The sequence below is a fragment of the Chloroflexota bacterium genome (assembly GCA_016875535.1).
Classification (GTDB): Bacteria; Chloroflexota; Dehalococcoidia; order SHYB01; family SHYB01; genus VGPF01.
The window spans coordinates 1-16,336 of record VGPF01000027.1 but is presented as its reverse complement, the minus strand read 5'-3'; the positions used below and the strand labels follow the sequence as shown (position 1 = coordinate 16,336).

Here is a 16,336-nt window from a genome sequence, read left to right as displayed (position 1 = left end):
GATTCCGTCTTCCACCACCGGACTTTGGGAGAGGGACCGTGCTGACGATTGACACGCACTACCACGCAGGCGAGGGCTGGTTCGAGCCTGTGGAAGTGTTCATCTTCCTGATGAACTGGAATGACGTAGATAGGGGCGTACTCTGCCAGCATCGCGGGGAGTTCGATAATTCGTACCTCCTGGAGTGCGTGAAGCGTTACCCTGGGAGGATCTCGGCTGTGGGAACGGTGGACGTGACACAGCCTAACGCGCCTACGGTTTTGGAGCAGTGGGCGAAGCGGGGCATGTCCGCCGTGCGATTCTGGGCCGAGGAGCGGTCGCCCGAGAAGGACCCACTGGCGATCTGGCGGAAGGCGGCGGAGCTGCAGATGCCGGTGAGCTGTCCCGGGATGACGCGGCAGTATGCTTTGGACGAGTTCCGGAGGATGCTCGAGGAGATCCCGGATCTCATCATGGTGCTGGAGCACGGCGCTGTGCTGGAGACGTTCAGCCTGGGCGGCGAGAAGCAGAACCCCAAACCTCCGTATACGGAGTTTCGGAAAGTGATGGGGCTTGCCCAGTATCCCAACGTCTATATCAAGGTGACGGGGTTCGGGGAGATGATGCGCCGCCCGGCGACGATGACGCACCCGCCATTCGATATCCGCAGGGCGCCGCCGTTCATTGACATGGCGATAGAGGCGTTTGGGGCGAACCGGGTGATGATCGGGTCGGACCCGACGCGCAGCACCCGCGAGGGCTACGGGAATGTGTGGCGGTTGCTGAGGGAGTATCTTTCGACTCGGCCACGTGAGGACCAAGAGGCGATCATGGGGAAGACGGCGGCTTCGCTCTTCAAGTTCGAGCCGACTGCCTAGCTGCGGATTCTCTATGAGGGCACCTGCGGCACTTTTGCCTCCCCTGGGGCCGGGTTGACATCGGCGGGCTCTATCCATAGGCTGGCTGGGCATCCCCCAGGGAGGTCCCAATGTCTTTAGCTGAAAAGGTACAGTCGTTGAAATCTGTGCGCGTCACGGAGAGCGAGCGAATCGCCATATTGACGCTCGCGAATCCACCGGTGAACGCCGTTGCGCCGGCAGTCCTGGATGAATTGAACCATGCCCTGACTGCCATCGAGCACGAAGCGAACATCCTTGCGGTTGTCATCACTGGGGGTCCAACGCGCTTCTTCTCCGCAGGAGCGGACGTGGCTGCGTTTCAACGCCATACCGAGGCGCAGAATGTTGAGTACTCGAAAAAGGGCCTCACGCTCTTCGACCGGATCGAGGTCTTTCCGAAGCCTGTGGTAGCCGCCGTGAACGGATTCGCCTTCGGCGGAGGCGCAGAGCTGGCGCTGGCGTGCGATGTGCGGATCTTCGCGGAGAGCGCGAAGTTCGGTCTCCCGGAAATCACGCTCGGCATCCTGCCCGGCTGGGGCGGGATGCAGCGGCTTTCCAACATGGTGGGGAGGGGGCGGACGCTGGAGATTTCCCTGAGCGGACGCCAGGTGGATGCGAAGGAGGCTGCGGCGATCGGCCTGGCGACGGCGGCAGTGCCCGATGCGGAGCTTGCGGCGAGGGCCCTATCGGTGGCGAAGCAGCTGGGGGCCATGCCGGGGATGGCGACGAAGGAGATCAAGGCGCGGATGGCAGACGGCGCAGGACGGCCGCTAAGCGAGAGCCTACCAAAGGACGTTGAGGCGTTGATGCGGCTGATGAAGAGCGAGGATGCGAAAGAGGGGCGGACGGCTTTCTTTGAGAAGCGGCCGCCGAAGTTTCAGGGGCGGTAGGGGAAGCGATCTGCGAACGAAAGAGAAGGGGCGGCTGGCAACCCAGCCGCCCCTTCTCTTTGTTTATGCCGAATCCGAACCTAGGGCTGCAGCCAGACCTGCTCGAAGCGGAACATGTTGGCGTTGGTGCCGAGGGCGCCGGGAGGCATGTTGCGCACCTGGCGCAGAACGGCGTGGATGCGATTGCGCTCGCTGACGTAGGTCCACCAGGCATTATCGAGGGCGACAAGGGCCATCTCACGGACCTTTCTCACGCGCGCGGCCTGGTCGGTCAGGCGATCCTGCTCTTCGTACGCCTTGTTGAATTCGGGGATGTTGTGCTTGGAGTAGTTGCCTACAGCTCCCGGGATGAAGAACCGCGCATGGGCGCCAACCGGGTCGTCAATGGTGCCGGAGGCGGCTAAGAAGGCGATCTGGAAGTTGCCGGCCTGCTGTCGTTGAGTGCTTGTGGCGGCATCAATGGCTTCCACAGTGGCGTCAATGTAGACTGCGCGCAGCTGGGTCGCTGCGACGGCGGCCTGCTCGCCGAAAAGGGCGCCGATGGTCAGCATGGAGAGCTTGAGGCGGTTGTTATTGTTGTAGCCTGCGGCCTCCATCAGGGCCTTGGCCTCGTTAGTGTCTACGGACTTGGGCGAGCGCCAGCCGGGAAGCGTTTTCACGTAGTCTTCAGGCGCGCCCCATATCGTGGTTGAGGGTAGGGCGTCCATCACGTACGGATTGCCATTACCGAAGAGGGCAACGGCAACGAACTCGGGCCGGTCATAGGCGAGATGAATGGCCTTTCTGACCCGGGCATCGTTGAACGCGGGGACTATGGTGTTCAAGAAGCTGATAAAGATGCCTGAGGCCTGTCTGTAGATCTGCACACCGGGGATCTGCTTGATGCGAGATTCGTTCGACGGATTGATGATGTCCGGTGAGTTGCCGCTCCAGTGGAGGCGGCCGGTCTCGAAGGCGGCGAGGGCGGCGGCGTTATCCGCGATGGTGAAGTAGTCAATCTGATCCAGGTAGGGCATTCCCTTGAAGAAGTAATCGGCGTTTTTTACGAAGGAGGTCACGTTGGAGGCTTTGATGCTCTCCAGCTTGAAGGGGCCCGAGCCGATGGGCGTTTTATCGAAGTTTTCGCCGATGTGCTTGGGAAGCACGACGGCATGGGTGCTTAGGAGGCCGCTGGAGAAGACGAGGGTGGGCGCGGTGAGCTTGACGACGACGGTGGAAGGGTCAGGCGATGTGACGGTGTCCACAGTCGCAAAGACGCCGCTGAGGAGAGGCACAAAGGCCGGCTGTCTCTTGGCCATGCGAAGGAGGCTGTAGACAACGTCGTCGGTAGTAAGCGGCCTGCCGTCATGCCATTTGACGTTCTGGCGAATCTTAAAGGTCCAGGTGGTGCCATCGGCGCTCTGCTGGTAGCTCTCAGCAAGATCAAGCTCGATGGCCTTTTCGTTATTGGCGCCATAGCGAATGAGGTTGCTGATGAGGGGCTGGCTGCGAACGAAGGTATCGTTCGAGCGGCGGATGTGTGGGTCCCAGTTAACCGGGTCGGTGGGCAGGCGGGTGGTCAGGGTGCCTCCGAGGCGCGGCGCCGGGGTTGGCGTTGGGGGTACCGGGGTGGCGGTAGCCGTAGGCTGCACTCGAGTGGCCGTGGGGGCGGCAGTCGCCGTGGCGGCAGGCCCGCTTGTGGCGGTTGGGGCTACAGGCGCTTTTGTAGCGGTGGGCTCTTCGTCATCACCGCCGCATGCGGTTAGGACGAGGACGAAGGTCATGAGGCAGGCTGCTATCGCAAAGACGGAGCGTTTCGAGACCATCATCAGATCCTCCTTGTGGACTCACTACTCAAGGGACAATAGTCGCGTATATGTTCACGATTCATCAGATATGTGTCAAGGTGTGCGTATAGAGAGGACCCAGGCTGAAGGTTCCTCCTGGAGCAGGGGCTGCGGCGCAAGAGCAGGGACCTTATGAGAGGGGGCCGGTTTCGGCAAGCATGGGATGGACTTTACATTCACCGAGGGTGAAGTATTTGGTCATGACATCTTCCATGTACTTGGGCGCCTCCCAAGTCTCCATAAACCAACCTGTTGGGCACATGGTGAGAATCTCAACGAAGCTGAAGCCTAGCTTCTGCTCTTGGGCCTCAAAGGCGCGGCGAATCATGCGCTTGGTGCGATTGATGGCGACGGGGCTGTGGACCGAGCCGCGGGCAGAGTAGGCGGTACCATCCAGCTGGGCAATCAGCTCAGCTGTTTTCACTGGACTGCCGTGAACTGCGGCATCACGACCCTGGAGGGTGCTCTTGGTCTTCTGACCGACGAGGGTGGTTGCCGTCATGTGGCCGCCCGTCTCGCCGTTCACGGTGTTGTTGACGAGGATGGTGGTGAACTTTTCGCCCCTGGCGGCGCAGTGGAGGGCTTCGGATAGGCCTTCGCTGACGAGGTCGCCGTCACCCTGGATGGTGAAGACGAAGCGGTCAGGAAGCGTGCGCTTGACGCCGGTAGCCACAGACGGGGCGCGCCCGTGAAGGGCCTTCATCTGGTCCACGTTGAGGTAGCTGCCCATGCCGTTGTAGCAGCCGATGCCAGCTACGTAGATGGAGCGCTCGCGCAGGTTCATCTCGTCGAGAAGCTCGGCGATGAGGCGATAGGCGGCGGGCTCTCCACAGCCGGGACAGAGGTGGTGCGCCTCGTTGGGCGGCAGGAAGGAGCCCTTGCTGGGAAGAGTCCAGACTTTTTTCAATTGTTCTCTGGAGACTGGCATCTTGGCTCCCTTCCGCCGGGCCTCTGCGTTTCGTCTCGGCCCTCTGACTGGCGAAGCATGCCACGTCTCTAGGGCTTTGTCGAGACTGTATCCTGGGGATCTCCAGAGATGTTCCGGTTTTGGTGTATCCGCTCTCCCCCATACCGTAGGTTGATGCAGGGCTTGCAATAGGGTAGATACTTACCAAGATAAAGTTGGGCAGGCGCCAAAGGAGTGGTTATGGCTGAACTTCGCATCGTAAACCCAATCGCACTGGCTCAGGCAGCGACGCCGCGGGCCAATCGCTTCCCGCCAGCGGCGCGGCCACAGACCTTAGAGGGGAAGACGATCGGACTGTTCTGGAACTCGAAGGCGGGTGGGGAAATTGGGCTTACGCGCACCAAGGAATTGCTTCAGCGCCTCTATCCCACGTCCAAGTTCCGCGAGTATTTCGGCGAGCACGGAACCTTTGCTCGTCGTGCCTCCAATGCGCAGTTCGACAGCATGGCGAAGGATTGCGCGGCAGTGGTGGGGGCAACCGCCGACTGAGGGAACTGCACCTCAGCGCTCGTGCGTGACATGAGCGAATTGGAGAAGCGAGGCGTCGCGACGGTCGCGTGGACGGCGAAGGGCTTTGTGGAAGACGCGCACTGGAGCGCGAATGTCTACGGCTGCCCCGAAGCGCCCATCGCGGAGGTGCCGTATCCGTTCACTAATCAGGACCCCGGGCGGATCCATGCCATGGTGGACGCGGCGCTCCCGCAAATCATCGCGGCATTGACCCACAAGCAAGAGCTTCTGGGCAGGCTCCCGAGCGTCAAGCACGTCACCCTTGCGACGGAGCCTGAGCTTGTTTACACGGCCGGCGACCTGCTGGCCTGCTTTGATGAGATGCAAACGGCCTTCATCCGCGCAGGGTGGAGCGACGGCATGCCGCTAGTGCCGCCGACGCGGGCGAAGGTGGAGGCGATGATCGCCGCCTCGGGCCGCAAAGGCGACGAGGTCGTCGGCCTCTTTGAGCCGGGATTCGGGATAGGGACGGTGGAGAAGATCGCGGCCAATGCGGTGATGGCGGGGTGCAAGCCAGCGACGATGCCGATCATCCTCGCGATGATGGAGTGCATCTTGGAGCCGCGGATCGGGCTGCGGGGCTTCGCGATGTCCACGGGACCGCAGGCGCCGGTGGTGATGGTGAGCGGGCCGATGGCGCAGGAGATCGGGATGAACCACGGGGTCTGCGCGTTGGGCCCAGGCTCAATCTCTCAAGTCAACGTGAGCATCGGCAGGGCCCTCCGGCTCATCATGATGAACGTGGGCCATTCATACCCGGGCGTGAGCGATATGGACACGATCGGCAGCGCCATGAAGTTCAGCGCCTGCGTGGCGGAGAACGAGGCGGCGAACCCGTGGGAGCCGTACCGGGTCTCCAAGGGGTATGACCGAAGCGCCACGACGGTGACGGTGAACGTGCCGTACGGGGTCTGCGAGCTCTTTGATTTCCAGAACCACGATCCGGAGCTGCTGGTGGAATCGTTCTGCTCCGCCATCAAGAACGGCGCGCAGACGGGCTCAGGAAATTGGCTCATCAGCAGCCCCGACGCCACGGGACCGATGCACGGCGAGCGGCAGAATCTCATCCTTCTCTGCCCTGACCATGCCACGGTCTTCCGCAACGCGGGCTGGAGCCTCCAGCGGTTGAAGGAGGCCCTGTACAACGGCTCGCGGATGTCCTTCCGCAGCCTCATGCTGGCCAAGCCCAGGCAGGCTTTCGAGGTCGCAAATCCCCATATGCAGTGGCTGTGGGATTACCCGGAGACCGAGATTTCAATGTTCCGCAACTCTGAGGACTTCGATATCTTCGTCGTGGGGGCGGACGCCGGGCGGAGTCTGTACCACTTCGGCGGGACGCTCTCCATCAGCCGTCAGGTGAAGCGACCGCGATGAGGCGGCGATGAACGACTATTCACGCTACGCGGAGGTGGACCTCCTGGTGAAGGTGGAGGACCATATCGCCACGATCACCATCAACCGGCCTGAGCGGATGAACGCCACGAACCCGGCGATCCACCAAGGGCTCGAAGAGATCCTTATCGCGTTCAACCATGACGAGCGCGTGCGCTGCGTCATCCTGACCGGCGCGGGGGAGCGGGCGTTCAGCGCAGGCGGGGATGTGAAGGTGATGGCGAAGGCGGCAGAGGTAAACGAGCCGCCGAAGACGATCGGCGGGATCCTGCGCGGGGGCAAGTGGATCATCCATGACTACTTGAACTGCGAAGTGCCCACCATCGCGGCGATCAACGGCGATGCCGCAGGATTCGGGGCGACGCTGGCGCTGATGTGCGACATCACCATCATGGCGGAGACGGCGCGCATCGGCGACACGCATGTGCGGATGGGGCTTGTGGCGGGGGACGGCGGCGCGCTGATGTGGCCCTTCCTCATTGGCATGAACCGGGCGAAGGAGATGCTGATGACGGGCCGCCTGCTGAAGGCGCACGAGGCGCTGAAGTACGGCCTGGTGAACCACGTTGTGCCGCAGGGCCAGGTGATGCCGAAGGCGCTGGAGCTGGCGAAGGAGCTGGTTGAAGGGGCGCCGATGGCGATCAGGTGGACGAAGTCTGCGCTGAACCAGCGCATCTGGCAGGAAGTGGTGAGCACGCACCATTACTGCGCGGCTGTTGAATCGCTCACGGCGATCTGCGAGGACAAGAAAGAGGCGGCGCTGGCCTTTGCCCAAAAGCGGAAGGGCAACTACCGGAACCGGTAGGCTAGCGCGGAAGGCCGAGGCCGCGTCCCGCGATGACGTTCCTCTGGACTTCCGACGTCCCGCCGCCGATGGTCGCCGATCTATCCTTGATGTAGGTCCGCTCGATCCTGCCTTGGAGCGGCGCCCACCTTGAGCCGGGTTCACAATGGCCCCAGAGGCCCAAGATGGTCATGCCGACGGCGGAGAGGCGCTGGGTGGACTCGTTGAGGAAGACCTTGGTGATAGAGGTCTCCGCGTTGGGGATCATGCCCTTGCTTTGCATCCAGCCGATCCGATAGCAGAGGTTGCGGCCGATGCGGGCTTCGATATCGTGCTCGGCGAGCTGGTTGCGAAGGACGGCCTTGCGGAAGGGAGAGACGCGCTTCCATTCTTCCTGGCCGAGGAAGCGCTGGAGATCGTGAACGCGACGGAGGTTGCCCGCCGCACCCCAGATGCCGGAGCGCTCGAAGTCCAGGGCCATGGCGAGGACGTACCAGCCTTTGTTCTCATCGCCGACGCGGTAGCGGACGGGGACGCGCACATCATCGAAGTAGACCTGGTTGAAGAGGTGATGGCCTGCCATATCTTCGATGGGCCGGATGCGGACGCCGGGTGATTTCATATCGGCCATGAGGAGGCTGATGCCCTTGTGCTTAGGGGCGGCAAAATCGGTGCGAACGGCGAGCCAGCACCAATCGGAGACGTGCGCCGAGCTCGTCCAAATCTTGCTGCCGTTGACAATGTAGTCATCGCCATCGCGGACGGCGCGGGTCTCCAGGGAAGCGAGGTCGGAGCCGGTGTTGGGCTCGCTATAGCCGGTGCACCAGTACTTTTCGCCGCTGGAGATAGGCGGCAGGTGCTCTTTCTTCTGCTCCGGGGTGCCGGCCTGCATTAAGGCGGGGCCGACCCAGGCGACGCCTGCGCCGCCGATGGCCGTCATTGGGATGCAGTTGTAGGACATCTCCTCTTTGAAGATGACCTGCTCAAGGACGCTGCGCTCCGCGCCGCCGTATTCCTTGGGCCAGGCCATGGTGAACCAGCCGTTGGCGACGAACTTTTTCACGAGGGACTGGGTCCAGGCCATGCCCGCCGCGAAATACTGGTCGCCCTCCGGGTAGCCGTCCCAGTCCTTGGGAAGCTCCTTTTTGAGGAAGGCTTTGACCTCTGCGCGGAATCTGTCTTGCTCAGGAGTGAAGAGCCAATTCACGGGGCGCCTCGCGAGTGGTTTGGGGCGTGATTATACGCCCTACATCGTATGAATACGGTTTTGCGAAAGGCGAACCTGTTGCCTATGATACGCGCGTCATCGGGTCAAGGAGCTTGCCATGGAGCGTCAATTGGCGGGAAGAGTCGCCGTTGTGACGGGAGCAGGGAGAGGGATCGGCAGAGCGATCGCGCACACACTGGCGGAGATGGGAGCAGCGGTGGTGGTCAACGACCTGGGAACCTCAACGGCGGGCGTTGGTTCGGACAGCACACCTGCGGACCAGGTGGTAGCGGAGATCAAGGCGAGGGGCGGGCGCGCCATCGCAAACTACGAGAGCGTGGCGGAGTTCGAGGGGGCACGCCGCATCATCGAGGCGGCGGTCAAGACGTTCGGCAAGATAGATATCTTGGTCAACAACGCCGGGACGAGCACCGGAGCGCCGATCCATGAGCTTAAGCCGGAGACTTTCGCTTCTGTAGTGGGTGTGCACCTCTTTGGGACGTTCAACTGCACCCGCCACGCCTGCGAGCATATGAAGCGGCAGAGATGGGGGCGCATCGTCAATCTTGTCTCGCGGGCGGCGCTCATCGGGAGCACTGGAACGGCCCCGTACGGCGCAGGCAAGGGGGGAATCTTCGGCTTCACGAATGTGGTCAGTCGTGACCTGGCCCCGTACGGCATCACGGTGAATGCGGTGAACCCGGACGCGGCGAATACGCGCATGGTCACGGAGAGCAGGGCGCGCTGGGCGGCAACCGGGGCGACCGCCGCCCAGAGTCAGCGGATGGGGAAGGAGCCGCAGGACCCGGCCAAAATCGCCGTAGCAGTGGGAGCGTTGTGCACGGAGGAGGCGGCGAAGATCAACGGCCAGTTCTTCTTAGTGCAGGGGAGCCACGTAGGCCTCTTTCAGCCGTTGACGATCACCAAGCATCTCTTCAAAGAGGGCAAATGGAGCCTTGAAGAGCTTGTGAAGGCGATGGGGACGATGGAGATCGCCCAGGGGCCGACGACTTACTCGTAGGTGGCGGAGAACGGATATGGGCACGTCAGTACCCCTTCTTCTTATCTACAACGTACATGAGGGGTTCGCCGGCCAGGTAGCGACGGATCTGTTCGGCGAAGATTTGCATCCTTCCGGCGGTGAGGCCGGGCATCACGGCAGAGGCATGGGGCGTGATCGTCACGTTCGGCATGTCCCAGAGAGGGCTCGAGGGCGGCAACGGCTCTTGCTGAAAGACATCAAGGTGCGCCGCCGCGATCCAGCCCTCTTTCAGCGCCCGGATGAGCATAGGCTCATCCACGACTTCACCACGGGCGACGTTGATAAGCAGCGCCGATCTCTTCATGGCCCGCAACTCTCGCTCGCCGATGAGGTTGCGGGTCTCCGGCGTTAGGGCTGTTGCGACCACGATGAAGTCGCACTGGGGCAGCATCTCCAATAGGCGGTTTGGCGGGTAGAGAGCGTCCACATCAGGCTCGGGGGCGCCCCCCATCGTGCGACGAGAGGCCAAGACGCGCATGGAGAAGGCCTTCGAGAATCTCGCGACGAACCCACCGATGCGCCCAAGCCCCACGATGCCGACGGTCTTCCCGGCAAGGGTGTCTGTAGGGAGCCGTGTCCACTGCATCTTGGGTTGGTTGAGGATGTAGGCCTTTGAGAGCTTCACGTGGTCGAGCATCGCGCTCATCACGTACTCGGCGATGTTGGGCAGGCTGGGGCCGCCGAGCTTGGTGACGATGATGGAGCTTTCAAAGAGGCCCGAGCCTCCCGGGAGATGATCGGTTCCTGCGCCCAGGATCTGCACCCACTTCAGCTTTGGGGCCAGCTTTGGGAAGCCTGTAGGGAAGTCGAGACCGTAAACGACTTCGGCGGTCTTCACTTGCTCGAGAAATTCGGCTGACGGGGGAAACGGCTGCCCGGCGATCTCATCCAGGGCCCCTTTGCGGCGGAGGTCTCTACGGGCCTCCGGCTCGACGTACGGGGCTTGCGTGACGCGCACGCAGGGGTCTGCTCCGGCGATGACCTTCATTTCATCGTCCTTCACCGGCCAGGTGCATACGACGCGCAGGGGATCGGTTCGCATGGCTTGCCTCTCAGGGGAAGCGGATTATACACGAAGGGCTCGAGCGTCGCCGCATGGCTCACAAAGCTGAAGAGTCCCTCTCCAGGCAGTGCAAAGGACAACTGCAGGCGACGCAGAATGGGACTGATGCGCCTAAGCGACAAGGACGGTTGCCACAGCCACTGCAACCTTTTCGCTCTGCTCGTTCGTGCACCAAAGGTCGGCGGTGAAGCGAACGCCTCCGGCCTCTTTCTTCGCCGACTTGATGACGCCGCCGATGGTGACGGTATCGTTCAAAAAGAAGGGATGGATGAAACGAACATCAATAGTAGCATCGCAGAAGAAGTGCTCTCCGAAGAAGCGGATGCAGGCCTCTTGCATATAGGCCGAGAGGATGTGGCCCGTCGCGATGGGGCGCTCAAAGCCCTGGGCCTTGGCGATGGCGGTGTCCACGTGGATGGGGTTCGTGCCGGCCCATTGCCGCGAGTTCATGATGGCGCTCGTTATGGTCCGGGAGAAGGTAGGCAGGGCAGTGCCCACCGGTGTTGCAGGCGTGACCTGGATCATGAGGATCCTTGGCTTCGAGCGACCATGTAGGTTTTTTTGTCCCGAAGGAGCAACCTGTCTGTTCCCACTTCGTGGGCTTCAACGATCTGGTCAATGTACCAGCGGTCGCGTTTCTGGTATTTATCCGTGATGCGCCCGTGGAGCCGGATGCGGCTGCCGACGAAGACCGGGCCGAAGATCTCCGTCATGTTACGGGTGTTCACGAAGCCTTTCATCCTCCCTAGAGGCTCGGTGGTCCAGATGGCGATGCGGCCGATCAGCAGCGGCGGCGCCACCGGGTCGCCGAATGGGGATTCGAAGAGGCCGTACCAGGGTGAATAGTCTTCCGAAAGGTCGGCGTACCAGAAGACGAGCTCTTGAGTGATGTCCCTCTCCCAGGTGCGCTCATAGCCGACGTGGAGGTCATCCAGCGTGATGGCGCGATTGGGCGGTTTCGGCGTCTTGCAATATGCGCGAGGCATCAAAAGCCCTCTATCCATCAGGTGAAGGGGGGAGGCCCATACTCTACCAAAGGATGGCAAGAGCCAGTGAATCACGATGCAAGGAGGCGTGGGCTAGCGCTTCACTGACGGGCTACTTTTCCGGGAGTTGGACCTTCGCCTCGCCAGTAAGGGTGATCTCATTGCGCTGGTTCTGACACCAGACTTCCAGGGCGACCAGATGCTGACCTTTCTCAACGGTTTTGCCGGTGACCTTGGCCTTGCACCACTGGGTATCGCCAAGGACGTTGAACTTCACGAGCTTGGCTGAGATGGAGCGGATGGAGGCGTCATCGCCGCCCCAGTTGTGGAGGGCGTGCATGACCCAGGCGACGCGCTGGCCGCCGAAATCGTATGCGCCGGGCGCGCCGACTTCGCGAGCGAAGCTGTTGTCCCAGTGGGCGCGCTCGGGGAAATCAGGGGCATTGGTCTCGCGATCGGGGACATTGGCCTTGGGATGAGCGCGGATATATCTGTGGGTGACCTCCGAGGCCATGATGAAGGGGCCGCCCCAGCCTGCAACGAAGGCGACGGCCTCAGTAGTGGTGAAGGGGCCTTTGACGACGTGGGGAATCTCTTCGCCGATCTGCACGTCGTTCCAGTGAAGAGGTTTCGCGCCGCGGACGACTTCCCTGTCAATGTCAGCTTCGATCTGGGCCAGTTCTTTTTCGGTGTAGCGATAGGCCTTGTGCTCTTTGTGCTTGCCCTTTTCGCCTGCCGTCTTACGCTCGACGTTTACGAAGAACATACGGTGGAGGGCGATGAGTTCGTTGCGCTGGTTATAGAAGGCCTGCTCCGTCACGTCTTCGATGGAGCGGCCGCCAAGGGTGCTGCGATGCTCGATGAATTCCTTGACCTTGGTGGTGCCGCGAATCTGGTCGCTGAGCTTCATGGGGACGAACCACTCCCATTCTTCCTTGGCCCAGAAGCGGTGAATGCCGGGGAAGCCGCGGAAGCCGCCTGCCGTAGCGCCGCGATGGATCGGGCCCTGGTTGCAGGTGTAGAGGAAGCTTGGGGGCGCGAGCAACGTTCCGTAACGCGTCTTGGCGGCGTAGGCAGGGTCAATCCAGAGGGGGTTCACATCGCCGATGGCTTCGACCCACTGGCGGATGTTGTCGCGTGTGACCTCGGTATTCCACGGGTTGGAGATAGGTGTTTCCTGGCCGAGGCGGACTCTGGCCTTTGCCAGCATCTCGTCAGTGATTTTCGCTTCGATCCCTAGGTTGGTCGTCATAGGTGTTCTCCGAGGGTCATGGCTAGAGCAGCGACCGGCAGACTACCTTGCGGCGTGGGGGATTCGCAAGTTACTGGACAGGACGCCAGGTTTAGTGTTACAAACGTGCGCGGCTGCATGCGCATTGTATACGATTGCCGAAGGGCCGGGAAGGCATAGCGTGGATCCAAAGCTCTTCATGGCAGTGACGACGACGCCCGGCTGGGATTTCGGCCAGTGCGTGGACGGCTGGGCGCGAGCTGGGTTCCAGGCGACCCGTGTGCAAAGAGAGAAGTTAGAGGATTACGGGCTTAAAAAGGGCATCAAACGAGCCAAGGATTCCGGGCTAAAGGTCTCAAGCTATTACGGCATCGGCGGGCCGTACCGACGTGGCGAGCCGGAGCGATTCGAGCAGAAGATCGGCCTGACGTGGATGCGCATCAACGCGCCGGAGGAGCTTGTCCACGACGAGCACTTATTGGCTCGTGACTTTTTCAAGAAGGTTGAACACCCGGAGCTGGGCGAGAGCTATACGTATCCGGGGAACGCCGCCATATGGCCGGAGACACCGTAGCGCATCTACCGGCGGGCCCTGCTGCTTGGGGAAGACCAGCACATCGTGGATGAGATCATCGGCGCCGGGCGCGGAAAGCGATAGCTTCGGTGACACAAGGCGCCGGTTTGCCCCCGCAGCTTGCGGCGCTTTTCGGCGCTGAATCCGAAATCACCTGGGGCCCTGACGAGGTCACGAAGGCCAGATCCGCCTTTGGTGCGAGATGGTGGAAGACGCGACCCTCCTCTACACCCACGAGGCGTTTGCCAAGAAGTCTCTCTACGGCGGCATCAATGCTCCCCCCCATGATGCTGCTTACCTGGGTCCAACAGCCCACCTGGCCCAAGCGAGACGGCGACCCCGATATGCTGCAGCGCGTCACGCTGGCAGGCTATGAGGGGAATATCGCCACGGGGGCGACGCAGGAGTACCTGCTGCCCGTGCGCCCCGGAGACCGAATCGGCGCGCGCGATACGATCACGGACATCTCAGCGCAGAAAAAGACGCGCCTCGGCGAGGGGCACTTTGTGACGCAGGTGACGAAGTTCGTGAATCATCGGCTCGAGGTTGTGGGCAAAAACACCGGCGTCTATTTCAGGTACAGGAAGTGATCCGTGAAGAGGGACAGACAGCGGAAGCGGCTCACGTGGGGCGTGGTCCAGGCCAGCCAGGAGATGGGCACACTCTCCCTTGAAATCTCGCTGCAACGGGCTATCCTTGCTGTCGCAGGAACCCGTGACTTTTTCCGGCGCACCATGACAGCGCGTTCGCCAGGAGTACAGGGCAAAGGATATCTTTGTGAATGCGATGTTCTACCAGGCCCTGCTGGGCCGGTTCCTGACCGATTGGAGCGGCCCGGAGGGGGCAATCAAAAACTCGGTGTCTCCATGCGGGAGCCGACGTGCGTGGGCGATACGGCAACGGTGATGGGGAAAGTGACCAAGGCCTATCGCGATGAGAAGGGCGGGGGGCTTGTGGACGTAGAATTGGTGATGGAAAACCCGCGCGGCACTTCGGCACAGGCAATGGCGACGATAGCGTTACCCTAGCGCTTGCGCGAATTATCGGTGAGGGGCCCTAGGCCCCGGCGCGATTTCGCAAGTCAACGTCAGCATCGGCCGCACGCTGCGCCTCATGATGATGAACGTCGGCCATTCATACCCAGGCGTCAGTGACATGGACACCATCGGTACTACCATTAAGTTCGGTGCATGTGTGGCGGAGAATGAAGAGCGGAATCCTTGGCCTGCCTATCGCGAGCTGAAGGGATATCGAAAGGACCAGTCCATCGTCACAGTGAACGTTCCCTACGGTGTCTGTGAGCTCTTTGACTTTCAGAACCACGACCCCAAGCTCCTCATCGAGACCTTCGCCACCGCCACCTGCAACGCCGCCCAGGTGAGCACAGGCTACTGGCTCATCAGTTCCCCCGGTGATAAGTCCGGTCCTGGGCCCTTTCACGGCGATTCGCAGAACCTGATCCTCATGTGCCCGGACCATGCAGAGGCCTTCGCCCAGCACGGGCTATCTATTCAGGACGTTAAGGAGATGCTCTACAAGGCCTCCAAGATGTCCTTCCAAAAGCTGATGCTGAACAAACCTAAGCAAGGCTTTGTTGTGGCGCATCCCGAGCTTCAGTGGCTCTGGGACGTGCCGGAAACCCAGATCTCCTGCTTCCGAAGCCCCGAATACTTCGATATCTTTGTCGTCGGCGCTGATGCTGGCCGAAGCCTCTATCACTACGGGGGCACCCTCTCGATCAGCCGAGAAGTGAAGCCCGTAAGTTAAACGGTGTCATTTCCGTTCGCGGCCATTTTCCCCTTGCGCTAGCAGCGATTCGGAGCCTTTACATTGACATAATGCCATATCCGTCGCGCCTTCCTGATATGCACAGTTGAACATTTCGTATATCTAATGCATACTCCGGGCAGACTTTTTGTCTGGAGGGAGACACCGATGAAGGATCGCGCCAGCACTGCCTCTGAGCGAGTCTATATCGCCCTGCGGGAGGCTATCCTTTCATGGGAGCTTCAACCCGGACAGCCCCTTTTTGAAGACGATTTAGCGGAGAAGTACGGCGTCAGCCGCACACCGGTGCGCGAAGCACTGCGCCTGCTCAGTCGGGAGGACCTGGTCCGGATCACACCAGGACGCGGAGCTTTCGTCACCGATATTTCAGTGAAGACGGTGGTTGAGTTGTACCAGATCAGACAAGCCCTTGAGGGTCTCTCTGCCCAGCTTGCTGCCGAGCAGGATCACGTTGGCAAGGAATTTGAGGCGTTGCTCCAGCGTTTTGAAGAGGCGCCCAAGATGATTGCTGAAGGGCGCATCCAGGATTACGACCTTCTGAACCAAGAGTTAGGCAGAACGATAGCCAAGGCTTCCGGCAACGAACTGCTGCAGCGCCAGCTTGAAGCTCTATGGCAGCAAGCTCGGCGCTTCCGGCGCTTGACCTTCCTCCGGGCTGACCGTCTTATTCAAACCGTCGAGCCGAACAAGGCCATCCTTATGGCCATCCGTGCCCATGATGGGAAGCGCGCCTCGGAGCTGACGCAAGACATCCTGCAGAAGAGCCTCAGCCACCACTTGTTGCAGTTCGGCCTTCGGGGTATGGACCTGACCACTCAGGTCAAGATTCCCGTTGGGCAGAAATCGTAAGCAGGAGCCTAGAGCCAGCTCACTGCGGGAAATCCGCCCACTCCTCAAACTACGCTGCCAGTAATTTCCTGTAGGTCGGTTTCCTGTTCTGCATTGAAACGGCGATAACCGTCCCTGTCACGTCAGGCTCCCCCGCCCTAGGATTTTCTTGGACACGGAATTGGGGCATGATGCCACAAACTCAAGGAGGTGTCCATGATGGATGGAAAGGGCGAGGGAGCACTTGATCGAGGCCGCGTTGAGCGAGGGAGATTCTCCTCTCGGCGCAAGAGCGGAGCGGTGATGCGGCTGCTGCATGGGGAAGAGTTGGACGCGCTGTCCCGGGAGTTGGGCGTCACGGCGGCGACCC

Annotated in this window: 18 protein-coding genes; 11 read left to right on the top strand and 7 right to left on the bottom strand. The window is 61.2% G+C overall.

The window, feature by feature from the left end:
* Positions 1-38: 38 nt before the first annotated feature.
* Together FJ039_08400 and FJ039_08395 are read left to right on the top strand one after the other, a co-directional pair.
* Entirely contained in the window at positions 39-857 is an 819-nt protein-coding gene (locus tag FJ039_08400; GenBank protein ID MBM4406185.1) for an amidohydrolase, read from the top strand.
* Positions 858-967: 110 nt separating this feature from the next.
* Complete coding sequence (locus tag FJ039_08395) at positions 968-1,768, top strand: hypothetical protein (GenBank protein ID MBM4406184.1); 801 nt, start codon at positions 968-970, stop codon at positions 1,766-1,768.
* An 80-nt stretch (positions 1,769-1,848) separates the two neighbouring features.
* On the opposite strand, the gene FJ039_08390 is transcribed toward FJ039_08395, so the two are convergent.
* Both FJ039_08390 and FJ039_08385 read right to left on the bottom strand, forming a co-directional pair.
* Complete coding sequence (locus FJ039_08390) at positions 1,849-3,576, bottom strand: ABC transporter substrate-binding protein (protein ID MBM4406183.1); 1,728 nt, start codon at positions 3,574-3,576, stop codon at positions 1,849-1,851.
* A 148-nt stretch (positions 3,577-3,724) separates the two neighbouring features.
* The gene (locus FJ039_08385; protein ID MBM4406182.1) at positions 3,725-4,522 is read right to left on the bottom strand and encodes a hypothetical protein; all 798 of its coding nucleotides are present in this window, start codon (positions 4,520-4,522) and stop codon (positions 3,725-3,727) included.
* A gap of 219 nt (positions 4,523-4,741) precedes the next feature.
* Between FJ039_08385 and FJ039_08380 the strand changes: the two genes are divergently transcribed.
* From FJ039_08380 to FJ039_08370, 3 genes are read left to right on the top strand one after another with little or no spacing between them, the layout of a single operon-like run.
* Positions 4,742-5,050 (top strand): hypothetical protein, encoded by a 309-nt coding sequence (locus FJ039_08380; protein ID MBM4406181.1) that lies wholly within the window; start codon positions 4,742-4,744, stop codon positions 5,048-5,050.
* A gap of 30 nt (positions 5,051-5,080) precedes the next feature.
* A complete protein-coding gene (locus FJ039_08375) occupies positions 5,081-6,445 on the top strand; it encodes a hypothetical protein (protein ID MBM4406180.1) in 1,365 nt (454 codons plus the stop codon).
* A gap of 7 nt (positions 6,446-6,452) precedes the next feature.
* On the top strand, positions 6,453-7,268 hold the full coding sequence (locus tag FJ039_08370) for an enoyl-CoA hydratase/isomerase family protein (protein MBM4406179.1): 816 nt from the start codon (positions 6,453-6,455) through the stop codon (positions 7,266-7,268).
* A gap of 1 nt (position 7,269) precedes the next feature.
* On the opposite strand, the gene FJ039_08365 is transcribed toward FJ039_08370, so the two are convergent.
* A complete protein-coding gene (locus FJ039_08365; protein MBM4406178.1) occupies positions 7,270-8,454 on the bottom strand; it encodes an acyl-CoA dehydrogenase in 1,185 nt (394 codons plus the stop codon).
* 118 nt (positions 8,455-8,572) lie between these two features.
* Between FJ039_08365 and FJ039_08360 the strand changes: the two genes are divergently transcribed.
* A complete protein-coding gene (locus FJ039_08360) occupies positions 8,573-9,475 on the top strand; it encodes an SDR family NAD(P)-dependent oxidoreductase (GenBank protein MBM4406177.1) in 903 nt (300 codons plus the stop codon).
* A 25-nt stretch (positions 9,476-9,500) separates the two neighbouring features.
* Here FJ039_08360 and FJ039_08355 read toward each other — a convergent pair whose 3' ends face one another.
* From FJ039_08355 to FJ039_08340, 4 genes are all read right to left on the bottom strand, one after another.
* Complete coding sequence (locus FJ039_08355) at positions 9,501-10,538, bottom strand: D-2-hydroxyacid dehydrogenase (protein MBM4406176.1); 1,038 nt, start codon at positions 10,536-10,538, stop codon at positions 9,501-9,503.
* Between the two features lie 132 nt (positions 10,539-10,670).
* Positions 10,671-11,084 carry a hypothetical protein gene (locus tag FJ039_08350; GenBank protein MBM4406175.1) on the bottom strand — a complete coding sequence of 138 codons (414 nt, stop codon included), beginning with the start codon at positions 11,082-11,084 and terminating at the stop codon, positions 10,671-10,673.
* Positions 11,081-11,545, bottom strand: coding sequence for a hypothetical protein (locus FJ039_08345; GenBank protein MBM4406174.1), 465 nt, complete (start codon positions 11,543-11,545; stop codon positions 11,081-11,083). The genes FJ039_08350 and FJ039_08345 overlap by 4 nt, the downstream gene beginning before the upstream one ends.
* Before the next feature lie 112 nt (positions 11,546-11,657).
* A complete protein-coding gene (locus tag FJ039_08340; GenBank protein ID MBM4406173.1) occupies positions 11,658-12,797 on the bottom strand; it encodes an acyl dehydratase in 1,140 nt (379 codons plus the stop codon).
* A gap of 160 nt (positions 12,798-12,957) precedes the next feature.
* Between FJ039_08340 and FJ039_08335 the strand changes: the two genes are divergently transcribed.
* The 5 genes from FJ039_08335 to FJ039_08315 all read left to right on the top strand — a co-directional run bounded on the left by FJ039_08335 (position 12,958) and on the right by FJ039_08315 (position 15,987).
* Positions 12,958-13,350 (top strand): hypothetical protein, encoded by a 393-nt coding sequence (locus tag FJ039_08335; protein ID MBM4406172.1) that lies wholly within the window; start codon positions 12,958-12,960, stop codon positions 13,348-13,350.
* A 202-nt stretch (positions 13,351-13,552) separates the two neighbouring features.
* Positions 13,553-13,726, top strand: a complete 174-nt coding sequence (locus FJ039_08330) for a hypothetical protein (GenBank protein MBM4406171.1) — start codon at positions 13,553-13,555, stop codon at positions 13,724-13,726.
* Positions 13,623-13,940 (top strand): MaoC family dehydratase, encoded by a 318-nt coding sequence (locus tag FJ039_08325; protein ID MBM4406170.1) that lies wholly within the window; start codon positions 13,623-13,625, stop codon positions 13,938-13,940. The genes FJ039_08330 and FJ039_08325 overlap by 104 nt, the downstream gene beginning before the upstream one ends.
* Before the next feature lie 565 nt (positions 13,941-14,505).
* Positions 14,506-15,117, top strand: coding sequence for a hypothetical protein (locus FJ039_08320; protein MBM4406169.1), 612 nt, complete (start codon positions 14,506-14,508; stop codon positions 15,115-15,117).
* 126 nt (positions 15,118-15,243) lie between these two features.
* On the top strand, positions 15,244-15,987 hold the full coding sequence (locus FJ039_08315; protein MBM4406168.1) for a GntR family transcriptional regulator: 744 nt from the start codon (positions 15,244-15,246) through the stop codon (positions 15,985-15,987).
* Positions 15,988-16,336: the final 349 nt, after the last annotated feature.